The 20,979-nt window shown below is 62.5% G+C and carries 17 protein-coding genes; 9 read left to right on the top strand and 8 right to left on the bottom strand.

Annotation, left to right across the window (positions count from 1 at the left end; all coding sequences use genetic code 11):
- The first annotated feature begins 12 nt into the window (after window positions 1-12).
- Genes Q0O40_RS01290 through Q0O40_RS01280 form a run of 3 tightly spaced genes read left to right on the top strand, consistent with a single transcriptional unit; the run spans window position 13 to window position 3,393 of the window.
- A complete protein-coding gene (locus Q0O40_RS01290) occupies window positions 13-879 on the top strand; it encodes a VOC family protein (protein ID WP_295525196.1) in 867 nt (288 codons plus the stop codon).
- 4 nt (window positions 880-883) lie between these two features.
- Window positions 884-2,065 carry an amidase gene (locus Q0O40_RS01285; protein WP_295525194.1) on the top strand — a complete coding sequence of 394 codons (1,182 nt, stop codon included), beginning with the start codon at window positions 884-886 and terminating at the stop codon, window positions 2,063-2,065.
- Window positions 2,066-2,103: 38 nt separating this feature from the next.
- A complete protein-coding gene (locus Q0O40_RS01280; RefSeq protein ID WP_295525192.1) occupies window positions 2,104-3,393 on the top strand; it encodes an acetylornithine deacetylase in 1,290 nt (429 codons plus the stop codon).
- Between the two features lie 14 nt (window positions 3,394-3,407).
- On the opposite strand, the gene Q0O40_RS01275 is transcribed toward Q0O40_RS01280, so the two are convergent.
- From Q0O40_RS01275 to Q0O40_RS01265, 3 genes are all read right to left on the bottom strand, one after another.
- On the bottom strand, window positions 3,408-3,941 hold the full coding sequence (locus Q0O40_RS01275) for a winged helix DNA-binding protein (RefSeq protein WP_295525190.1): 534 nt from the start codon (window positions 3,939-3,941) through the stop codon (window positions 3,408-3,410).
- A 114-nt stretch (window positions 3,942-4,055) separates the two neighbouring features.
- Window positions 4,056-4,817 carry an aspartate/glutamate racemase family protein gene (locus Q0O40_RS01270; RefSeq protein WP_295525188.1) on the bottom strand — a complete coding sequence of 254 codons (762 nt, stop codon included), beginning with the start codon at window positions 4,815-4,817 and terminating at the stop codon, window positions 4,056-4,058.
- A gap of 75 nt (window positions 4,818-4,892) precedes the next feature.
- Window positions 4,893-7,352 carry a TonB-dependent receptor gene (locus Q0O40_RS01265; protein ID WP_295525185.1) on the bottom strand — a complete coding sequence of 820 codons (2,460 nt, stop codon included), beginning with the start codon at window positions 7,350-7,352 and terminating at the stop codon, window positions 4,893-4,895.
- Window positions 7,353-7,651: 299 nt separating this feature from the next.
- Here Q0O40_RS01265 and Q0O40_RS01260 point away from each other — a divergent pair, with 299 nt between their 5' ends.
- Window positions 7,652-8,476 (top strand): alpha/beta hydrolase, encoded by an 825-nt coding sequence (locus Q0O40_RS01260; RefSeq protein WP_295525183.1) that lies wholly within the window; start codon window positions 7,652-7,654, stop codon window positions 8,474-8,476.
- A 6-nt stretch (window positions 8,477-8,482) separates the two neighbouring features.
- Here Q0O40_RS01260 and Q0O40_RS01255 read toward each other — a convergent pair whose 3' ends face one another.
- The 3 genes from Q0O40_RS01255 to Q0O40_RS01245 are packed head-to-tail and all read right to left on the bottom strand — an operon-like array spanning window position 8,483 to window position 11,626.
- Window positions 8,483-10,024, bottom strand: coding sequence for an AMP-binding protein (locus Q0O40_RS01255; RefSeq protein WP_295525181.1), 1,542 nt, complete (start codon window positions 10,022-10,024; stop codon window positions 8,483-8,485).
- On the bottom strand, window positions 10,021-10,638 hold the full coding sequence (locus Q0O40_RS01250) for a flavin reductase family protein (protein ID WP_295525178.1): 618 nt from the start codon (window positions 10,636-10,638) through the stop codon (window positions 10,021-10,023). Before Q0O40_RS01250 ends, Q0O40_RS01255 begins: the two co-directional genes overlap by 4 nt.
- 4 nt (window positions 10,639-10,642) lie before the next feature.
- A complete protein-coding gene (locus tag Q0O40_RS01245) occupies window positions 10,643-11,626 on the bottom strand; it encodes a carbon-nitrogen hydrolase family protein (RefSeq protein WP_295525175.1) in 984 nt (327 codons plus the stop codon).
- Window positions 11,627-11,898: 272 nt separating this feature from the next.
- On the opposite strand from Q0O40_RS01245, the gene dxs reads away from it, so the two are divergent.
- Genes dxs through Q0O40_RS01230 form a run of 3 tightly spaced genes read left to right on the top strand, consistent with a single transcriptional unit; the run spans window position 11,899 to window position 16,969 of the window.
- The gene (dxs, locus tag Q0O40_RS01240; protein ID WP_295525172.1) at window positions 11,899-13,869 is read left to right on the top strand and encodes a 1-deoxy-D-xylulose-5-phosphate synthase; all 1,971 of its coding nucleotides are present in this window, start codon (window positions 11,899-11,901) and stop codon (window positions 13,867-13,869) included.
- 11 nt (window positions 13,870-13,880) lie between these two features.
- Entirely contained in the window at window positions 13,881-14,327 is a 447-nt protein-coding gene (locus tag Q0O40_RS01235) for a DUF2141 domain-containing protein (protein ID WP_295525170.1), read from the top strand.
- A complete protein-coding gene (locus Q0O40_RS01230; RefSeq protein ID WP_295525168.1) occupies window positions 14,324-16,969 on the top strand; it encodes an MMPL family transporter in 2,646 nt (881 codons plus the stop codon). Before Q0O40_RS01235 ends, Q0O40_RS01230 begins: the two co-directional genes overlap by 4 nt.
- Here the strand turns inward: Q0O40_RS01230 and Q0O40_RS01225 are convergent.
- Together Q0O40_RS01225 and Q0O40_RS01220 are read right to left on the bottom strand one after the other, a co-directional pair.
- Window positions 16,936-17,877, bottom strand: a complete 942-nt coding sequence (locus tag Q0O40_RS01225) for a VacJ family lipoprotein (RefSeq protein WP_295525165.1) — start codon at window positions 17,875-17,877, stop codon at window positions 16,936-16,938. The genes Q0O40_RS01230 and Q0O40_RS01225 overlap by 34 nt on opposite strands.
- Window positions 17,878-17,901: 24 nt before the next feature.
- Window positions 17,902-18,537, bottom strand: a complete 636-nt coding sequence (locus Q0O40_RS01220; RefSeq protein WP_295525163.1) for an ABC transporter substrate-binding protein — start codon at window positions 18,535-18,537, stop codon at window positions 17,902-17,904.
- A 321-nt stretch (window positions 18,538-18,858) separates the two neighbouring features.
- On the opposite strand from Q0O40_RS01220, the gene ispH reads away from it, so the two are divergent.
- A complete protein-coding gene (ispH, locus tag Q0O40_RS01215; RefSeq protein ID WP_295525160.1) occupies window positions 18,859-19,815 on the top strand; it encodes a 4-hydroxy-3-methylbut-2-enyl diphosphate reductase in 957 nt (318 codons plus the stop codon).
- A 10-nt stretch (window positions 19,816-19,825) separates the two neighbouring features.
- On the top strand, window positions 19,826-20,971 hold the full coding sequence (gene hpnH / locus Q0O40_RS01210; RefSeq protein ID WP_295525158.1) for an adenosyl-hopene transferase HpnH: 1,146 nt from the start codon (window positions 19,826-19,828) through the stop codon (window positions 20,969-20,971).
- Window positions 20,972-20,979 lie beyond the last annotated feature (8 nt).

Here is a 20,979-nt window from a genome sequence, read left to right as displayed (position 1 = left end):
AAAGTAGATGAAATGGGCGTCGACAGTCTGGGATATGTCGCTTTCAATGTCAGCAAGCTCGATGAATGGCGCGCGCTGCTCGAAAAGGTGTTTGGCATGGAGCCGCGTCCCCGGGGCGATGGCGCGATCGATTACCGGATCGACAGCTATCATCACCGCTTGACGCTGGTTCCTTCAGACTCCGACAGTGTAACGGTGATCGGTTGGGAGGTAGCGACCGTGGCCAAGCTAGAGGCGACGGTCGACGCTTTGCGCAAGCGTCAGGTCGTGGTCACTGCCGAAACCGCCGCGCTGTGCGATGAGCGCAAGGTCAAGCAGCTTTACAGCTTCACCTGCCCGATGATCGGAAACCGGCAGGAGCTCTATTTCGGTCCGCTGGTATCGAACACCCCGTTCACTCCCAGCCGGGGGATCAGCGGCTACAAGACCGGCGCGCTGGGCCTTGGCCATGTTGTCTATTGGGTCGATGATTTGTCCGCCTCGGTCAAATTCTATGAGGAGGTCATGGGCTTTGCCGTGTCGGACTACATCGCGTGGGATGATAACGACGCGGTGTTCCTGCATTGCAATCCGCGCCATCATACGCTGGCGCTGATGAAGGCCGATCCGGGGCCTGCGGGCGAGTTGATGCACTTGCTGGTCGAGGCTCAGTCGCTGGACGACGTCGGTTATGGCTATGATCTGGTGCGCGACATGGGGATCCCGGTGATGATCGAGCCGGGCAAGCATTCGAACGACCATATGCAAAGCTTCTATCTCCAGACCCCGTCCGGCTTCTGGATGGAGTATGGCTTCGGCGGACGGGAGATCGGGCCGGATTGGGAAATCCGCAATTATGATGCGCCCATGCTTTGGGGCCACCGGTTCGTGGGCGCTTGAGGGGATGGCACTGAGCGATTGCCTGGCCCGCATCGACGAGCGCGACGCGGCGGTAAGGGGCTGGGTGCATATCGACCGTTCTGCGCAAGGCGGCGCGGGGCCACTCGCGGGTCTGGTGCTCGGCGTTAAAGATGTGATCGACGTAGCGGGCATGCCCACAACGCATGGTTCGCCCATCTATGCCGACCATCGGGCGCTGGCCGATGCGACCAGCGTGGCCCGGCTGCGCGCTGCGGGAGCGGTCGTGCTGGGCAAGACCGTCACCGCCGAGTTTGCCACTTATCATCCCGGCCCTACCGCCAATCCGCGCAATCTGGCGCATACCCCCGGCGGTTCCTCCAGCGGATCGGCAGCCGTGGTCGCCGATGGACAAGCGGACTTTGCGCTCGGCACCCAGACAGCAGGCTCAGTCATTCGTCCCGCCAGCTTCTGCGGTACGCTCGGTTTCAAGCCCACGTTCGGCCGCTATCCGCTTGGCGGTGTGCTGGAAACCGCGCCCAGCCTCGATACGCTTGGCCTGTTTGCGCGCAATCTCGCCGTGCTGGGCGCCGCAGATGCGGTCTTGGCGCAAGACAGCGCAAGCCCAATTGCCGTGTCTACGCTCACCATTGGCCTGTGCCGCAGTCCGCTTTGGTCGCTGGCCTCCGCGCCGATGATGGACGCCTTCTTAGCATTTGCCGCCGGGCTGCAAGCCGCCGACCATTGCGTGATCGACATTGAGCTGCCCGCGCCATTTGCCTGGCTGTCGGCGGCGCAGGCGCTCATCCACCGCCGCGAAGCCGCGCTTATGCTGGGTTATATCCGCCGAGATCATCCGGCGCAGGTCAGCGCGGCCTTCGCCGCCATGATCGATCAGGGCGAGGCCGAAAAGGAGGCCGATTATCAGGCCGCTCTTGCGCTCCAGCGCAAATGCACGGCGCTCTGCCCCGAAGTTTTCGCACAGGCCGACTTGCTGCTGGTTCCCGGTGCGCCCGGCACGGCCCCGGCCGGGCTGAGCGCGACCGGCGATCCCGCGTTCCAGCGCATCTGGACCGCGATCGGCGTGCCCTGCCTTGGATTCCCCGCGGCATGGGGCGCGGATGGCCTGCCACTCGGCCTCCAGATCATCGCCGCGCCCGGCACCGACCGCCAGCTGTTCGCCAATGCGCCCGCTATTCTCGCCCACGCCGCCTTCCGGGAGATCTGATTATGCAACCCACCGCCGCTGCGCCCTCTACTCCGGAAATGGAGGCCGCTTACGCCAAGGCCCGCGCCAAGCTCGATCCGGCGCGTCTCAAGCAGTTGCTGTTCGACATCACCGACATTCATTCCCCGACCGGTGCTACCCGCGCCGCGTCAGAATTCGTCGCGCAGCACATGGCGCGCATTGGGCTTAAACCGATGCTTGATCCGATGTCGCCGATCTCGGCCAATGTGCTGGGCGAGAAGCGCGGGAGCGGCGGCGGCGCCACGCTGCTGCTCTATGCTCCGATCGACACGCATCTGGAGGGCGACAAGAGCGATTTTCCCTGGGCCGGGCCCGAGCAGTTCGCCGATCTGCGTCCATCTGCCAAAATGGTCGGTGATTGGATCTATGGTCTGGGCTCGTCAAACCCCAAGGCGATGGTCGCCAGCCTGCTCGAAGTGGCGACGGCGCTGATCGAGACCGATGCTGCACTGCTCGGCAATCTCAATGTCGGGTTCGCCGATGGCGGCATGCCCGTCACCATTCCCGAGCGCGACAATGCGGGCATGAGCCACGGCGTGTTCCATCTGCTCAATCGCGGCATGGCGCCCGATTTCGCGATCATCATGAAGCCATGGAACTGGGTCTATCATGAGGAGCCCGGCATGGGCTGGTTCAAAGTGCAGGTCAAAGGCACGCTGGGCTATGCCGGTGTCCCGCGCGGCACTCCGGGTTTCCGCAGTTCGGTGGTCCCCGCTGCCACCGTGATCCTCGAGATCGAACAGTGGCTGATCGCGTATGCCGAGAAAAACCGTTCGGGCGACATTTATCCCCATGGCTGGATTGCCGGGGTGCAGGGTGGCTGGCCCGGTCGGCCCGCGTTCCCCAGCGCAGTCACCGAAATCTTTCTCGATGTTCGGATCAGCCCGCGCACCACGCCGGGTGAAGTCAAGGCTCAGTTCGAGGCGTTCATGCATGATCTCGCGCGCCGCTTCCCTGATATCGATTGCGATTGGGAGATGTATGGCTCGACGCCCGGCGGCAGCACCGATCCGGCCAACTGGATCATTCAGTCTTGCCGGCGCGGGTGGGAGCAGATTGAGGGCAAGGCCTATTCTACCCCCGATCCGCTCGGCGGGCAAACCGACGGCGCAGCGCTGCGCCGCCTTGGCGTGCCCACCGCGCGCATCGGCTGGCCCTGGCCTGCCGCAGGATCGCCCGAACCGATTGCCGAGGGGCTGGGCGGCATGGGCGCGACGTATGTGCCCGATCTCATGCCCTGCCTCGAAAAAATCCTCTATGCCTGCATCGACACGCTGATGCGCCCGCGCGCCGAGCTGGGGCTATAGTGCAAGGCGCTGGCTCAATCCGGCTCGCTCACATGGTTGAGCGAGACCGATGACCGCGCCGATTCCTCGTAAATTCCGGTGATGATCGCCAGCAATTCGGTCGCGTCCTCAACCCGCCCGTCGAAATCGGCAATGCTGCGGAATTTCTTGATCAGGATTTCGCTTCGCATCCGCGAATATTCGTTGGTCAGATCTTCGCCCAGCTTGGTAATTGAATACGTGTGATTCTTGCTGCCCGGTTCCTTGATCTTGTGGATCAGACCGATGCTTTCGAGCTTGCGCAGGCTGTACTGGATGTTGGGCAGATCGTCGCGGTTGAGCAGCCGCGCGATCGTCGCGCCGCTCTTGGGGCGGTTCTGCATCCGGATGACATGCAGGATCACATGCTCTGCATGTTTCAGCTCGGAAAGGCCGACCATTTCGTCGGCGGCTGCGACCCACCGCGCGAACGCTTCGATCACGCGCATCAGCGCAAACTCGAGTTCGGTCACCTTGAACTCGGTTTCATCGTTGGCGAGGTGCCAGTTGCGATAGTATTTCGATTTCATGGTCGAGCGTCTGTTCCCGCTGCTGCTGTCACGCTCCCCTATCGGTTATAGCGTCCGATCCGGCAAGGTGTGGCAAAGGCAGTTGCGGCTACGCGCTGTGCGCTCGTGCCTCGTTCAGGGATACAGCGTCGGAACCGGGCTCAACAGATCATCCTGCGCAGTTTCAGGGGCGAAATAGGTCTTCTTCGAATGCGCCAGACCCAGATCGATCAACGTCTCGCACAACTTGAAGGCGACAAGGCCGGGATTGATCACCGGCACCTCCAACCGCGATGCCAGCCAAGTCGCCGATTGGTGCATGGTGGTCGAACCAAGGATGATCACATCGGCGCCGTCCTCGTCGATCGCGCGGCGGGCTTGCTCCTCCAGCTTGGCAAAGACGATGTCCTCTTTGCCCGCCAGCAGCTCTGCCGTATCGGGGCGGGTGTCGATATCGCGGATCGAGGCGAGGCAGCTGCCAAGGCCGGTCTCGAGCGCAAGCTTTTCGTAAAGCGGATGCCAGCGCTGCCACATCGTCAGCACCGAGAATTTCTTGCCGAGGTCGGCGGCGAGAAAGAACGATGCGCGACCTGGTCCTACGACCGGTATGGACAAGCGGGAGCGCAGCGCAGCCAGCCCGCTGTCGCTCATCGAATTGACGCAGACCGCCGCATAACCCTGGTCCTCGGCGCGCGCGCCTGCCTCCAGCACCCAAGCATCGGCCAGCGTCTGTTCATAGGGCGAATCAATCAGCCTTGCGCCATTGCGGCAACCGATGAAATCGATGCCGATATCCGGTCGCACCAATTCGAGCGGAATCTGCGCCGCAAAGCTGGGCAGGGCAACGTCGGGCACCGGCACGGGCACGATCATCAAAATACGTTTGCTGGCGGCCACGTCGGAAAAGCCCTTGAGTTAGAGAAGCTTTCCGCCGCCGCCTGGTGAAAGGCAGCGGCGGGCTTGATGGCAAGTCTAGAAGCTGATGCGGGTCCGGATCGCGAAAGTGCGTGCAAGCTTGTACGACACCTCGTTGCATCCGCATAGACCAGCCAGATCGAACCCTTGTAGGCCGATACGGCGATTGGTGGCGTTATCGACCATCAGCCCTACTTCATATTTCTTGCTGGGCGATGTCCAGCCCAGGCCAAGGTCGATGTTGGTATAAGCGCCAAACTTGTCCGCATCGAAATTGCGCAGATTGTAAAAGAACGAAGCCGAGTACGAGATGTTGGCGTTGGCTGCCATCTCGCCGCCGAACATATCCCAGGCATAGCGGATGATCCCGGAAGCTTGCGTCTCGGGCGCATAAGTGGGTTTCAGATCCTTGCGGATCGGGCCGCCCACGCGCAGCGGCACATTCTTCACCTTGGCGTCGAACTTGGAGAAGGTCAGCGCCAGATCCATGCCGGGTATCGGGTTGGTGATCAGCGAGATTTCACCGCCGATCGTGCGCGCATCGGAATTGATGACGAGCCCTGAAACACCAGTGAACAGGAACGACTGATAGTTCTTGTAGTCGTAATAATAGACCGCGCCGTTCAGCCGCACCTTGTTGTCAAGCAGCGAGAGCTTGAAGCCGCCTTCATAGGACCACAGGGTTTCCGGCGCATAGCGGATCGCCGAGTCGGGTGTCGCAAGGCCGCCGTTGAGCTGCGCGTTGTAGCTGCCGGCCTTTACGCCGCGGTTGACGCCCGCATACAGCAGCGTGCCCTCAGACGGGCGATACTCGAACTGAAGCTTGCCCGCCCACAGCGTCTGGCCATTCTTGTCGAGGTAGCGCGACGGCACGCCGCCGGGATAGATCGGCCCGATGGGAAAGAGCGGCTGACCTGGCTGGATGACCCGGGGATCGGGCGAGAAAAACAGCTCCTGGATAAAATTGTAGTCTTTCTCTTCGCGGATGACGCGCGCGCCCAGAATGACGCGGAACTTGTCGGTCAGGTCATAATCGAATTGTCCGAAGGCCGAGTAGCTGTTGGTCTTGAGCCGCGCGGTCGAGGCAATGTCGATCGGGTTGCCCGGTACAAGGCCGTTGATCGGGGCCTTGAGGCCGTTCCTCGATAGATTGTCGATGTGCAGATAATAAAGCCCTGCCGCCCAGTTCAGCCGGTCGGCCTTGCCGTTGAGGCGCAGCTCCTGCGTAAAGCTCTTGGCATCGACGCTGCCATAATTGGCCAGCTGATTGGCCGGGCCAGCGTCCACGTCGATGAACAGCAGCTTCTTGAAGTTCTTGTAATCGGTGATCGACGAGAGCGTGACGTTGTCGCTGAGGTCGATCTTGCCCCGCAAGTTCAGCCCCCAGGTATCGACATAGCCCTGATCCTTGAACGCGAAATCGCTGGAGAAGAGGTTGCCGTTGCCATCAGGGTCGGTGTAGCCGAAAAAGTCTGCACCGGGCGCACGACCGTAAATTTCGCCGGGACCGCCGAACACGCCGTCGTTATTAAGGTCCGAACCAGCATCGCCATTGATCACATTAGGTGCGCCGTTCACGCCGATCGAGGCGCGCGTCTCGTTGGGCCCGGCATTGAGAACGTTGATAAGTTCGCCGTTGGCGTCGAACTGGGCGATGGTCGACTTCTGCTGATAAGGGCCGGTGGCGACGCGGCTGCGCGAGCCATTGGCCGAAAAGATGAACTGCGTGGCCTCGGTTGGTTCGAGCAACACGGTGAAGCGGCCAGCCAGCGTATCATCGTCGCCGAGATTGGCACCGGCGCCGGGGCCGGGCGAGCCGCCCACCGCGCCAAGCGGATAGAGGTTGCGCAAGTAAGGCTGCTGCTTGTTCCAGCGGCCTGCGGCGCGCACGCCGACTTTCTCGTTCAGCGGCCCGCCGACCGCGCCCTGCAACGTGAACACGCTCGGGCTGGCGGGGCCTTCCATGATGCCATAGCGGGCGTCGATATAGCCTTCCCACTTGGTCAGCGAGGGCAATGTGCTGATGTAGTGGACCAGACCGCCGGTGGCATTGCGGCCAAACAGGGTGCCTTGCGGTCCTTTCAAAACCTCGACGCGCTCGATGTCGAACACCGCGAACGACTGTCCTTGTGCAATCGCGATGTAGCCTTCATCCAGATAGGCCGCATTAGGTGCTTCAACGATGTCATTGAAATCGTTCTGCGTTACGCCGCGAATGGTGAACTGGGTGTTTTGCCCGGCAAGGCTGCCCGAGATGAATACACCGGGCGAGTAGCTGGCGATGTCGGAACTTTTCTGGATGCCCAGCGCGCGCAATTGCTCGCCGGAATAGGCGTTGATCGTGATGCCCACGTCCTGCACATTCTCGCTGCGCTTCTGCGCGGTCACGACGATTTCTTGGGAAAGGACCGACTGGTCGTCGTTGGCGGCGGCATCCTGAGCGGCAGCGGGCAAGGCGCAGCCGATTGCCAGCGATGTTGCACAAGCCGTAAGCAATGACTTCTTGATCGTTTGCATGTGACTCCCCTTTTGTCTGATCCCTGAACAAGCTACCTTTGCACCAGCCTTTTGAGCAGGCTGATGCCACTGTGTTCCTCCGCCCCGATTTTTCGGTGACGTCACCTTCACCCTTGCAGGCTACTTTTATTTTCAATGCATTGTCAATCGAAGTTCAATGTAAAACTCGCCGCGCAGCGCGGTGCGGGCAAGGTAGTTGAAGCTTAAACTAAAACCCACTTCTGTCTAGAATTCATTTCAGGCTTGCGCTATCAAAGTTCGATTGAAATTCCATCGAAACCCTATGGCGGAGCCTGTGCATGAGCGAAGTTAGTGAAATCGGCACTTTCGCAGACACCTGCGGCTACCGCACAAACTATCATGATCACGGCACCGGCCCGGCCATGCTGGTGCTGCATGGTTCTGGTGCCGGGGTCTGCGCGTGGGCCAATTGGCGCGGTTTCATTCCGGAGATGAAGGACCGCTTTCGGGTGATCGCGCCCGATCTTGTCGGCTTTGGCTATACCGAGACACCTGAAAACTATGATTTCCGCTTCATGGACTCATGGACCGACCAGATCATCGCGCTGCTCGATGGGCTGGGGATCGCAAAAACCCACATCGTGGGCAACAGCTTCGGCGGGTCGCTGGCGTTGTGGCTCGCGTGGAAACACCCCGAACGCTGCGACCGGTTGGTGCTGATGGGCCCGGGCGGCTGGCCGACACGCGTCAACGAAAACCTTGAAATCCTCTGGGACTTCCAGCCGACGGCCGAGCACATGCGAAAGGCACTGAGCGTCATGGCTTGGAACCAAGCGCTGGTGACCGACGAACTGATCGCGATGCGTCTCAAGGCCTGTTCGCGGCCCGGTGCGCTCGATCACTTTCATCGCCTGTTCCCCGCGCCGCGCCAGCGCTGGCTCGATGCGCAGACCTTGCCGATCCACGCCTTGCAGGGGATCACCCATCCCACCTTGCTGGTGCACGGCCGAGACGACCGCGTGGTCGATCCCCTCGTCTCATGGAACCTGCACCAACATCTGCCCAATTCGCAGCTTCACACCATCGCCAAATGCGGCCACTGGACGATGATCGAGCACGGGCCGTTGTTCCGCCGGCTGGTGGCGGATCACTGCTTGGCTTAACGACGCTCAGGCTTTCGAAAAGCTGGCGGCAAAGCGCTGGCGTAGCTCAGATTTCAGCACTTTGCCCATGGCATTGCGCGGAAATTCAGCCAGCACGTGCACCGCTTTGGGCTGCTTGAAGCGTGCAAGACGTTCCTGCGCGACCTGTGTGACCGTGGCCGGATCGAAGTCCGGGCTGTCTGCAATAACCACCGCGACCACAGCTTCGCCGAAATCGGGATGGGGGACCCCCATGATCGCCACATCGGCCACGCCCGCGATCTCGGCAAAGAGGATTTCCAGTTCCGCCGGATAAATGTTGAACCCGCCCGAAATGATCAGATCTTTCGATCGTCCCGTGATTGTCAGCCGGCCGCCGGCATCCTGCACGCCGGTATCGCCGGTGGCGAAGTACCCGTCTGCACGGAAAGCTTCGGCGGTTGCCTCTGGCCGCCGCCAGTATCCGGCGCAGAGGTTCGGCCCCTTCATTTCGATGTCGCCGATCTCGCCAGCAGGCAGGATACCAAGCGCTTCCCCGCCGATGACCCGCAGGGACACGCCAGGCAGGGGATAGCCAACGGTGCCGGGAATCCGGCCTTCGGGAGCATAAGGATTCGAGGTGATCATTACCGTTTCGGTCATGCCATAGCGCTCAAGGATGCGGTGCCCGGTGCGCTGCTCGAACGACGCGAACACCGAAGGGAGCAGCGGCGCCGATCCAGAGACGAACAGGCGGATTGAAGCGACCGTAGCAGTCGTGAATCCGTCATGCGCAAGCAAACGCGAATAGAATGTCGGGACACCCATGAACACGGTCGACGCAGGCAACAGGGCGATCACCGCAGCGGGATCGAACTTGGGCAGCATGGTCACGGTCGCGGCGCTGTACAGCCCCAGATGCAGCGCCACGAACAGGCCATGCGCGTGAAACAGCGGAAGCGCATGCAAGATGCTGTCAGCATCCGAGAATTGCCACGTTTCATAAAGCGCGGCCACATTCGAGGAGAGGTTTTGATGCATCAGCATCGCGCCTTTGGGGCGTCCCGTCGTGCCCGAGGTAAACAGGATTGCGGCCAGATCCGTGGCGGCCATTTCTTCGACCGAGAAATCGGGAGCGAGCGTTGCCGCGAGCGAAGACAGCGCGCCGCCGCCATCGGGTTCGAGCGTCATGCGGGCAATGCTGCCATCGTCTGCTGGCAAGGCCGTGGCCGCCGCGTGGATGATCAATACAGGCTCTGCGTCTTCGACCAGCGCCTGAACCTCCGCAGCCGTGTAGGCGGCGTTGAGCGGCACAAACATGGCGCCGCTGGCCAGAATGGCGAGGTAGGTGAAGACAAATGCCGGCGAGTTTTCGGTCTTGACCATCACCCGGTCGCCGCGCTTCACCCCAAGCTGCCTGAGCGCCGCGCGGTAACGGCCGACCATCGCCGGCAGTTCGCCAAAGGTACAGACAGGATTGCCCTGCCAGATCAGCGCGGGTTTTTTTTCGAACCCGCGTTGTCGCTCGAAGAAGATCGTGACCAGATTTTCCGACATTCTTGTTCCCACTCTGATGTCTTTGCTTGTCATGCCTCGCGGGGCCATGCCGGACGCGCCATCTGAAAAAGCTCGGCCGAGCGGCTGTACCAGCCGGCACCGTGCATCCGGCCGACCAACTCCATCGCCAGCGTATCGACATGCAGCCGCTCGGTGCTGATGAAGCGGTCGGCAATATGGAAGCGGAGCACTTCGCCGACCGCAATCGTCGTTCTGCCGGCCTCGATTTTTTCAGACAGGCGGCATTCCATCGCGACTGGTGCGCTGGCAATGCGCGGCGGGGCAATTGCGAGAGAGGGGGTCGTTTGCAGGTTTGCAAATTCGATTTCGTCGATGCCCGGAGGTGCGTCGATGCTGGTCGTGTTCATCGCCTCGGCATCGCCATAGCCCACGAGATTGACCACAAATTCCCCGGTTTCGAGGATATTGGCGGCGGTGTCCTTGTGCGTACCATCGCCGCGCCGCATCAGGCCGATCGCCAACAGTGGCGGATCGGCGCTCATCATGTTGAAAAAACTGAATGGGGCGGCGTTGCGCTGGCCTGCGGCGGATTGGCTGGTGATCCAGGCGATGGGGCGCGGCGTGACGCTGGCGGTCATCAGCTTGTAGCGGTCGGCACCCGAGGTCTGGCTGAAATCGAAATCCAAGAGCCTAACCTTCGCTGGTGCGCGAAACCGCGCGCTGGGGCGCAGTGTTTACGCGAAGCTGGAACACATCGGGCCGCGCATAGTGCCCGGTCGCGTCGAAATCATACTTGCCGCGTGCGATCGCCGCCGGATCGATGGGCGCATAAATGATGGTTTCGCCGCTGTAGTCAGGCCCTGCCAGCACCTCGCCCAAAGGGCCGACGATCATGCTGCCGCCGCGCATCAACACGGTTTCGGGCGCATCGCCCAGCGCGCATTCATGGTCGGCCGGATAAGCGCCGCGCGTGATATGCTGGCAGGCCGATAGCACGAAGCAGCGCCCCTCCATCGCGATGTGGCGCATGGTCGCGGGCCAGCTTTCGCGATCATCGGCGGTCGGCGCGCAATAGAGCGTGACCCCTTGATCATACATCGCCATGCGCAGCATCGGCATATAGTTCTCCCAGCAGATCACCGCGCCGATCCGGCCCAGCGGGGTCTCGATCACCGGCAAGGTCGAACCATCGCCAAAGCCCCAGATCAGGCGCTCGGCCGCGGTCGGCATCAGCTTCCGGTGTTTGGCGACAAGCCCTTTTGCGCCGTCAAAGAACAAAGCCGTGCAATAAAGCGTACCGCCGTCGCGCTCGATCACGCCCATCACGACAAACGCGCCGGTCTGCGCGGTGGCAGCGGCGATGACCGCGACTTCCGGCCCATCAAGATCGATAGCAGCAGCGAAATAGGCAGCGAAAGCATCACGCCCCTCGGGGCGGCGCATGCCCACCGGCGCGCCAAAGCTTGCGCCTTTGGGATAGCCGCCAAGAAACGCCTCGGGAAAGACGATCAGCCGCGCGCCGGCGCTTGCGGCTTCGTGGATCAGCAGGGCTGCTTTTGCCGCTGCGCCCGGCGTGTCGCTTGGCAAAGAGGCGGCCTGCACCACTGCGGCCTGGAAAGGCAGGGCAAGATCGGGTTCGGGCGCTGCAGGCATGGCATTCCTCATCTCAGGCATCTACTAAGGCGCGCTTTCAAGGCCGGTCGTTGACACCAGTCGCTAAATCAAACCCGATATGAGCGTTAGCCGCCGGTGTCCGCATAATCGAGATGTCCCGATATCACAGATCTCGCAAGGTGAGATTTATCTGCGAGTTTGCCGCATTGCCGATCGCGCCAGATCGCGGGGCCGGATTGTGGCGATGATCCGGGCCGACCGAAACGCGCTTTTCCAGCCGAGCGCAACAGACTGGATTGCGAGCGGCGCGCGAAGTGGCTAACAAGGACTTTATGTCCAATCGACCTGACACTCCGCTGCTTGATACGGTAGCGACTCCGCTTGAGCTTCGCGAACTCGCACCTGAGAATCTGCGCCAGCTTGCCGATGAACTTCGCGCCGAAATGATCTCGGCCGTCGGCACTACCGGCGGGCATCTGGGATCGGGCCTGGGTGTGGTCGAATTGACCGTGGCGATCCATTACGTGTTCGATACGCCGCGTGACCGGCTGATCTGGGATGTGGGTCATCAAGCCTACCCGCACAAGATCCTGACCGGCAGGCGCGACCGCATCCGCACGCTGCGCCAGCCCGGCGGCCTCTCGGGCTTCACCAAGCGCAGCGAAAGCGAATACGATCCGTTCGGCGCGGCGCATTCGTCCACCTCGATTTCAGCGGCGATCGGTTTTGCGGTGGCCAACAAGTTGGCGGATCAGCCCGGCAAGGCGATTGCGGTGATCGGCGACGGCGCGATGTCGGCGGGCATGGCCTACGAGGCGATGAACAATGCCGAGCAGGCGGGCAATCGCCTCGTGGTGATTCTCAACGACAACGATATGTCGATTGCGCCGCCGGTGGGCGGTCTTTCCGCCTATCTGGCGCGGATCGTATCGAGCCGCGAGTTCATGGGCGTCCGCGACGTGCTCAAGCGCTTTGCCAAGATACTGCCGCGCCCGCTCGCCAAAAGCCTCAAGAAGACAGACGAATTTGCACGCGGCATGGCCATGGGCGGCACTATGTTTGAAGAACTGGGCTTCTACTATGTCGGGCCGATCGATGGGCATGATCTGGAACACCTCGTTCCGGTGCTCGAAAATGTGCGCGATATGGCCGAAGGTCCGTGTCTGATCCATGTCGTCACGACAAAGGGCAAGGGCTATGGCCCCGCCGAAGCCAGCGCCGACAAGTACCATGGCGTGCAGAAATTCGATGTGATTACCGGCGCGCAGGTCAAAGCCCCGCCGGGGCCGCCCGCCTATCAGAACGTGTTCGGCGCGCAGCTTTTGAAAGAAGCCGAGAGCGACCCCACGATCTGCGCTATTACCGCCGCCATGCCATCGGGCACCGGTCTCGATGCCTTCGCCAAGGCTTATCCTGATCGGTTTTTCGACGTCGGCATTGCCGAGCAGCACGGGGTGACGTTTGCCGCAGGGCTCGCCGCGCAGGGCATGCGGCCGTTTGCAGCGATTTATTCCACTTTCCTCCAGCGCGCGTACGATCAGGTCGTGCATGATGTGGCGATCCAGAATCTGCCGGTGCGCTTTGCGATCGACCGCGCCGGGCTGGTCGGCGCAGACGGCTGCACCCATGCCGGCTCGTTCGATATCACCTACCTTGCGACCTTGCCGAACATGGTGGTGATGGCCGCAGCCGACGAAGCGGAACTGGTGCACATGGTGCATACTGCTGTCCGCCACGACAGCGGCCCGATTGCGCTGCGTTATCCGCGCGGCAACGGCACCGGGGTGGCTTTGCCTGCAGATGCGCAACTGCTTGAGATCGGCAAGGGCCGGATCGTGCGCACCGGCAAGAAAGTCGCGATCCTGTCGCTCGGCACCCGGCTTGAGGAAGCAATGAAGGCCGCCGACGCGCTGGACGCCAAGGGACTGTCCACCACTGTTGCCGACTTGCGTTTTGCCAAGCCGCTTGATGTCGAGCTGATCCGCCATCTTCTGTTGACCCATGAAGTGGCCGTGACGGTGGAAGAAGGCAGCATTGGCGGGCTTGGCGCGCATGTGCTGACGATGGCGAGCGATGAAGGGCTGACCGATGCGGGCCTCAAGATTCGCACCTTGCGGCTTCCTGATGTGTTTCAGGATCACGACAAGCCTGAGGCCCAGTACAAACAGGCCGGGCTTGATGCCGATGCGATCATCGACTGCGTCCTCAAGGCGCTGCGGATAAACAGCGCGGGCGTCGATGGCGCAGGGATGGCGGGCGTTGGAATGGTCGGCTTAGGAAAACAGGGCGAAGTAAGAGCGTGAAGGCGATCGCCGTGCGGGGATTGTCCGCGGCAGCGATGCTCAGCGCGCCGCTCCTGCTCTGCGCCAACGCTCCCGGCGAAGCCGGATCACTCGACGTTGCGGTGAGCAACGTGCGCAGCAACAATGGCCGGGTCAGCGTGTCGATTTGCCCGGAGAGCACGTATCTCAAGACGTGTCCGTATAACTTCAGCGCGCCCGCGCGCACCGGCACGACGATTGTGACGGTGCCGGGGCTGCCATTTGGCACTTATGCGGCGCAGGTGTTTCATGACGAGAACGACAACAAGAAGGTCGACCGCGCGCTTTTTGGCGTCCCCAAAGAGGGGGTTGGCTTTTCTAACGACGCGCCGATCAATTTCGCAGCACCGAAGTTCGCCGCCGCGAAGTTTCGCTTTGCCGCACCTGCGCAGAAGATTGCGCTGAAATTGCGCTATTTCCTCGGCAAGCAGGGCGGATGATGGCGCCGCGCGCGGGATCGGCCCGCGCCCCGGTGGCGTTTTGCGTGGCTGCCAGCGTCGCGCGGCCGCGTGCGGTCATCGCTGCTGCGCTGCTGCTGCTAGGCGCCGCGATATTCTACGTCATGGGTCATTTTGCAATGACCACCAATGCCGGGGCGCTGATTGCGCCTTCGGTGCCGTGGAAGCAGCAGGAAGTCGCGCTGGGCGCGGCGTTTCCGCAGTTTACCGATTCGATGCTGGTGATCGTGGATGGCGCAACGCCGGAGTTGGCGGAGCGGGGCGCTGCGGCGCTGGCCGAGAGGATGACGGCGGACACGGCGCATTTCCGCGCGGTGATGCGGCCCGACGGCGGCGATTTCTTTGCGCGCAATGGCATGCTCTATGGCTCGACGGCCGAAGTTCAGCAGGCCATGGCGGCGCTGATCGAGGCGCAGCCGCTATTGGGGCCGCTTGCGTCCGATCCCAGCTTGCGCGGGATAGCAGGGGCGCTGTCCACGGCGCTGACCGGGGTGGAGCAGGGAGCCGCCAGCCTTGACAAGATCGACCGCCCTATGCGCGATCTGGCGGCAGCGCTCGATCAATCGGTCAAGGGCAAGGCGGCGTTCTTCTCGTGGTCAAGGCTATTCGGGGCGCAGGGCGGCGGCCTTGCTGCGCCGACACGGCGACTGATCATCGCCCAAACGCAGCTTGATTATGGCGCGCTGATGCCGGGCGAAAAGGCGCTGACGGCCATGCGCGCGGAAGCCGTGCGGCTGGCGCTCGATTCGGCGCACGGCATCAGCGTGCGCGCCACCGGCGAAGTCCCGCTGGCAGATGAGGAGTTCGCCACGCTGCAGGACAATATCGGGCTGGTCGGCCTGGTGATGCTAGGTGCGATGCTGATCACGCTTTGGTTTGCGACCCGGTCTGTGAGAATCGTTGTCGCCATCATCATGACGATTGCAGCGGGGCTGGCGATGACCCTGGCGGTGGGGCTGGCCGCGGTCGGTGCGCTCAATCTGATCTCGATTGCCTTTGTGCCACTGTTCGTGGGGCTCGGCGTGGATTTCGGCATCCAGTTGAGCGTGCGGTTCAATGCCGAACGCCATGCCGGTCACGGCGCGCGCGAGGCGCTGATCCGCGCAGGCGAAGCGCTGGGCGGTTCGCTGGCGCTCGCGGCGGGGGCGGTTTTCCTCGGGTTCGGGGCGTTCCTGCCGACCGACTATACCGGTATCGCCGAGCTCGGGATCATCGCTGGCCTTGGCATGTTGGTCTCGTTCCTCATCAGCATCACCGTTCTGCCCGCAGCGCTTGTGTTGCTCGATCCGGGCGCGCCCGGGGCCGAAGTGGGCTTTGCCAAAGGTGCTGCGGCCGATGCCTATCTGGCGCGGCATCGCGGCGCGGTGCTCTGGGCGTTTGCGCTGTCGATGGCGGGAAGCATCGCGCTGCTGCCGTTGGTGGCGTTCGATTTCAATCCGCTGCACTTGCGCGATCCGCAGGCACCGGCGATGCGCACACTGACCGACTTGACGCGCGATCCGCTGCGCACGCCCAATGTGATCAGTGTGTTAACACCCAGCGCGGCGGCGGCGCAGGCGCTGGCGGCGCGGCTTGCGGCTTTGCCCGAAGTGGCGCAGGCGGTCTCGATCGACAGCCTTGTGCCCGCCGATCAGGACACCAAGTTGGCCGCAATCCAGGATGCCAACCTGCTGCTCGATCTCACGCTTAACCCGCTGAGCACCCTCCCGCCGCCCAGCGATGCCGAAACGATTGCCGCATTACATGCATTAGCGCCGCAACTGCGCCGGGTTAGAGGCGCGAGCGAGGGGGAAGCGGCCGATCACGCGCGGGCTTTGGCCAGCGCGCTGGATGCGGTCGCCGCAGCTTCACCTGCGGTGCGCAGCCGGGCCGAAGCGGTCCTTGTCGAACCGCTCAAGGAGATGCTCGATCAAACGCGCGCGGCCTTGACCGCAGAGCCGATTGCGCGCGAGACGATCCCGCCCGAGGTGGCGCGCAATTGGGTGGCCGCCGATGGCCGCGCGCAGGTGAAGGTTTTTCCCAAGGGCGATCTTTCGGACAACGCCACCATTGTCCGCTTTACCAAAGCAGTGCGCGCTGCCGCGCCGGGCGCAACGGGCCTGCCGGTTTCGACGCAGGAGGCCGCCGGCACGGTCGCCTGGTCTTTTGTTCAGGCGGGTGTGATTGCCTTGGTGCTGGTCAGCCTGCTGCTGCTGGCGGTGCTGCGCGATGTTCGCGAGGTGGCGTTTACGCTGGCGCCTGTCGTGCTTTCCGGATTTCTGACGCTGGGGAGCTGCGTACTGATCGGGCAACCCATCAACTTTGCCAACATCATTGCCTTCCCGCTCCTGTTTGGCGTGGGGGTGGCATTCCATATCTATTTCGTGATGGCCTGGCGCGGCGGCGAGACCGGCCTCTTGCAATCGAGCCTCGCCCGCGCGGTGCTGTTCAGCGCGATTGCGACAGGGACGGCGTTTGGCAGCCTGTGGCTTTCGGCCCATCCCGGCACCGCAAGCATGGGCAAGTTGCTGATGATTTCGCTGGCTTGGACGCTGGTTTGCGCACTGATCTTCGAACCGGCGCTGCTCGGGCCGCCTCGGCGCAAGAATGATCAGGTGCCGGCGGGGGAAGCCGGCTCGATCTGAACCTCGTTGGCCGCAGGAGGAGGTGCAGGCGCTTCCTCTGTCGGCGCGGGCGACGGATCGGCAACCGGAGCATCCGCGCCGGTCGGAGCTGCTGTGTCCGCCGATGCCGGGTCTTCCAGCGGATCTTCGAAGGTGGTTGGGGTCGCAGTCTTGCCTTTGATCTCGGCAATCTCGGCAATCCGCGATTGCAGATAGACCGAGCGGAGCGTCGCATAAGGATCGGCCGCGCCGCTCAGCAGAGTGCGCAAGTCCTCATCAGATTCGATGCGTTGATCAAGGCCTGCCAGCGCGCCCGTCGCCAATTGCCAGTCGAAGCGGTTGAACGGCTTGCCCACCGCGAGCGGCAGCACCAACCGGTCGGCTTGTGCGCTGCTGAAATCGCGCAGTGTCGTCGGTCCGATGATCGGCAGGAAAATGTAGGGTCCCGGGCCAACGCCGTAGTGCGCCAGCGTATTGCCGAGGCCATTGTCGCGGTGGGGCAGCTTGGCGGTCTTGGCGACATCGGCAAGCCCGCCGAGACCGACAGCGGAATTGAGCGTGAAGCGCGCCAGCGTGCGCACCGCGCGCCCGGGCTTGAGCTGGAGCACGTCGTTCAGGAACACCACCGGCTCGCTCAGATTGCGCAGGAAATTGCGGATGCCGCTGCGGATCGGCTTCGGGATGATCTTGCCCACCGCCAGCGCGACCGGCCGAAACACCGCCCGATCGAACGACTGGAACAGGCGGAACATGCCGCGATTGAACTTCTCCCACGGATCGCCTTTGGTGCGGGGTCTGGGCGGGGCCGTGGTGGCGGGCACAGCCGCCGCTGTCGCACCGGGCAGCGCCGCTGCCGCCGCTTGCGGCGCTGCAAGCTCCACCGTCTGCCCTATTGCCGGGGGCGTGGCGGTGAGCGTCAGAGCGATCAATGCAGGCGGTGCAAGTCGCATGCGTTATTTGGCAGACGTCGCGGCGAGCTGGGTGAGATGGATGGTGAGTGCCTTGACCCCGCCGGTTGCGAGAATACGCGCGAAATCAGAGCGCTGCGTCGCGATCTGGCTGATCGAGTTCTGGTAGTAGATATCGATGATCCGCCATTGCCCGCCAGACTGTCGCAGCCGGTAATCCAGCGCGACCGGTGTCCCGCGCGGGCGGATGAGTTTGGTATGCACAAGCCGGTCTGGCCCGCGTGCCTCTACTTTGGGATCGATTTCGAAGCTTTCGCCCGAATACCCTTTGAAGCTGGCGGCATAGCGCGCGGCGGTCATCTTGCGGAAAGCGGCCGCGACGGCGGATTGATCGGTCGCGGGCGTTTTGGTCCAGACCGAGCCAACCACAAGCCGGGTCATCAGCGGCAAATCGAACGTCGCATCGACGACCGGGCTGATCCGGTTCAATCGCGCCGCATATCCCGCCGTGCTGCCCGCCTTCATGATCGCCAGCAGCCCATCGTTCAACTGGCGAACCGGCGCGGTTACCGCTTGCGTCGAAGGGTCGCCGCTTTGCGCGAGCGCGGGCATGGCCGATTCCGCTGCCGATGCGGCCAGCAGACTTCCAAGAACGAGGCGGCGCGAAACAAATTGGACCATGCGAAATTTCCTGCACCCGATGCTGCCTGCTATACCGGCGGCAAACGACCCGGTCCAGCCAGAGCATACGGTCCTAATGCCGTGTTGCTGGCCAGAGCGCAGGGCCATGCCAGTTGCAAGGTTAACCTTGCCAGAAGCGCGCCATGGGCGCTGCAGATTTTGCAGCGGGCAAACATCAATTGCGCCAGCGGGAGCCTATCCGAAGCCCGGGGGCTTTTGTTCCCGGCAAACATGGCTATAGCGCAATAAGAGACCGTTTATCCGAAAAGACGTTTGGGCCGGGATCGAATTCGGCTAAAACGGTGGCGATTGGAGGCAGCTTTGCGCGCAATTTTGGCCCAACCAAGAGGATTCTGTGCCGGTGTGGTTCGCGCGATCGAGATTGTCGAGCGCGCCCTCAAGCTGCACGGTGCTCCGGTTTATGTCCGGCATGAGATCGTGCATAACCGTCATGTCGTGGAAAAGTTGCGCAGCAAGGGCGCGATTTTCGTGGACGAGCTGAGCGATATCCCGCCCGGCGCAATGACTATCTTCAGCGCCCACGGGGTCGCCCGGGCGGTTGAAGAAGAAGCCGCCGCGCGCGGTCTTCCGGTGATCGACGCGACTTGCCCGCTCGTCACCAAAGTGCACAATCAGGGGCGGCGCTATGTCACGGCGGGCCGCACCATCGTTTTGATCGGCCACGCGGGCCACGCCGAAGTCGAAGGCACGATTGGCCAGATCGATGCGCCGGTTTATCTGGTGTCCACTCCGGCCGATGTCGAATCACTGCCGATCGATCGCAGCGCGCCAATCGCCTATGTCACGCAGACCACACTGAGCGTCGACGATACGCGCACGGTTATCGCGGCGCTGCATGCGGCCTTCGAAGATGTGGCCGGCCCCGACATCGCCGACATCTGTTACGCCACGCAGAACCGCCAGAGCGCGGTGCGCGACCTGTGCCGGGTTTCCGATATCCTGATCGTCGTCGGCGCGGAAAACAGCTCGAACTCCAGCCGTCTTCGCGAAATCGGGGTCGAGCTTGGCCTGCCCAGCTATCTGGTGGCCGATGGTGACGGGCTCGATCCAGCCTGGTTCGAAGGGGTCAACGCCGTGGGGCTGACCGCCGGTGCTTCGGCACCCGACGAGCTGATCGATCATGTGATTGCCGCGATGCGCCGTCTTGGCCCGGTCGAAGTGTCGGCGCTTGACGGCGTGGAAGAAAAGATCGAATTCGCGCTTCCGCGTGAGCTTCGGGATGGTGCCATGGCGCGCAGCGCCGCGGCCAATTGCTAGGATACCAGAAATGAGCCTGCCGCTTTCTCCGCTGCTGCGCATTGGCAGCTACACCGTTCGCCAGCATATCAAGGGCGGAAAATATCCGCTGGTGCTGATGCTGGAGCCGCTGCTGCGCTGCAATCTGGCGTGCCCTGGATGCGGTAAGATCGATTATCCCGATGCGATCCTGAACCAGCGGCTGAGCTATGACCAGTGCATGGCCGCGATTGACGAATGCGGCGCGCCGGCCGTGTCGATCGCGGGCGGCGAGCCTTTGCTTCACCGCGATATGCCCCGGATCGTGCAGGGCTATATCGCCAAGAAGAAATTCGTGATCCTGTGCACCAATGCACTGCTGCTCAAAAAGAAGATCAACGACTATGCGCCGTCGGCCTTTTTCACGTGGTCGATCCATCTCGATGGCGACAAGGGCATGCACGATCATGCGGTAGATCAGGACGGCACTTACGAAGTGGCGATCGAGGCGATCGAGCTGGCCAAGGCCAAGGGCTTTCGCGTTCAGGTCAATTGCACCGTGTTCGATGGCGCGAGCTCTGAGCGGCTGGCCGCGTTCTTTGACGAGATGAAGGCGCGCGATGTCGAGATCACGATCTCGCCCGGCTATGCTTATGAACGTGCGCCCGATCAGGAGCATTTCCTGACGCGCGAGAGGACCAAGAATTTCTTCCGCGATGTGTTTCGCCGGGGCGATGGCGGTCGCAAGTGGACCTTTACCAATTCGCCGCTGTTCCTCGATTTCCTCGCGGGTAATCAGACTTATGAATGCACGCCCTGGTCGATGCCGCTGCGCACCGTGTTCGGTTGGCAAAAGCCCTGCTATCTGGTGGGCGAGGGCTATGTGCAGAGCTTTGCCGAATTGATGGAAGGCACCGACTGGGATCAGTACGGCGTTGGCAAGTACGAGAAATGCTCGAACTGCATGGTGCACTGCGGGTTCGAAGGCACCGCTGCCAGCGATGCGATCCGCAATCCGCTCAAGATGTTCACGGTGAGCCGCAAGGGGGTGCGCACCGAAGGGCCGATGGCTAAAGACATCGACCTGTCGAACGCACGGCCCGCGGAGGATGTGCATTCCAGCCATGTCGAGCGCGAACTGGCGCTGATCAAGGCGGCCAATCCGGATGCAGACAAGCGGGTGCATAAGGTCGCCTGAGGGGGCGG

It is taken from the genome of Novosphingobium sp. Chol11 (assembly GCF_945870625.1).
In the GTDB taxonomy this organism is placed as follows: Bacteria; Pseudomonadota; Alphaproteobacteria; order Sphingomonadales; family Sphingomonadaceae; genus Novosphingobium.
The sequence above is the reverse complement of the archived record's forward strand: the minus strand, read 5'-3'. Positions and strand labels throughout refer to the sequence as shown.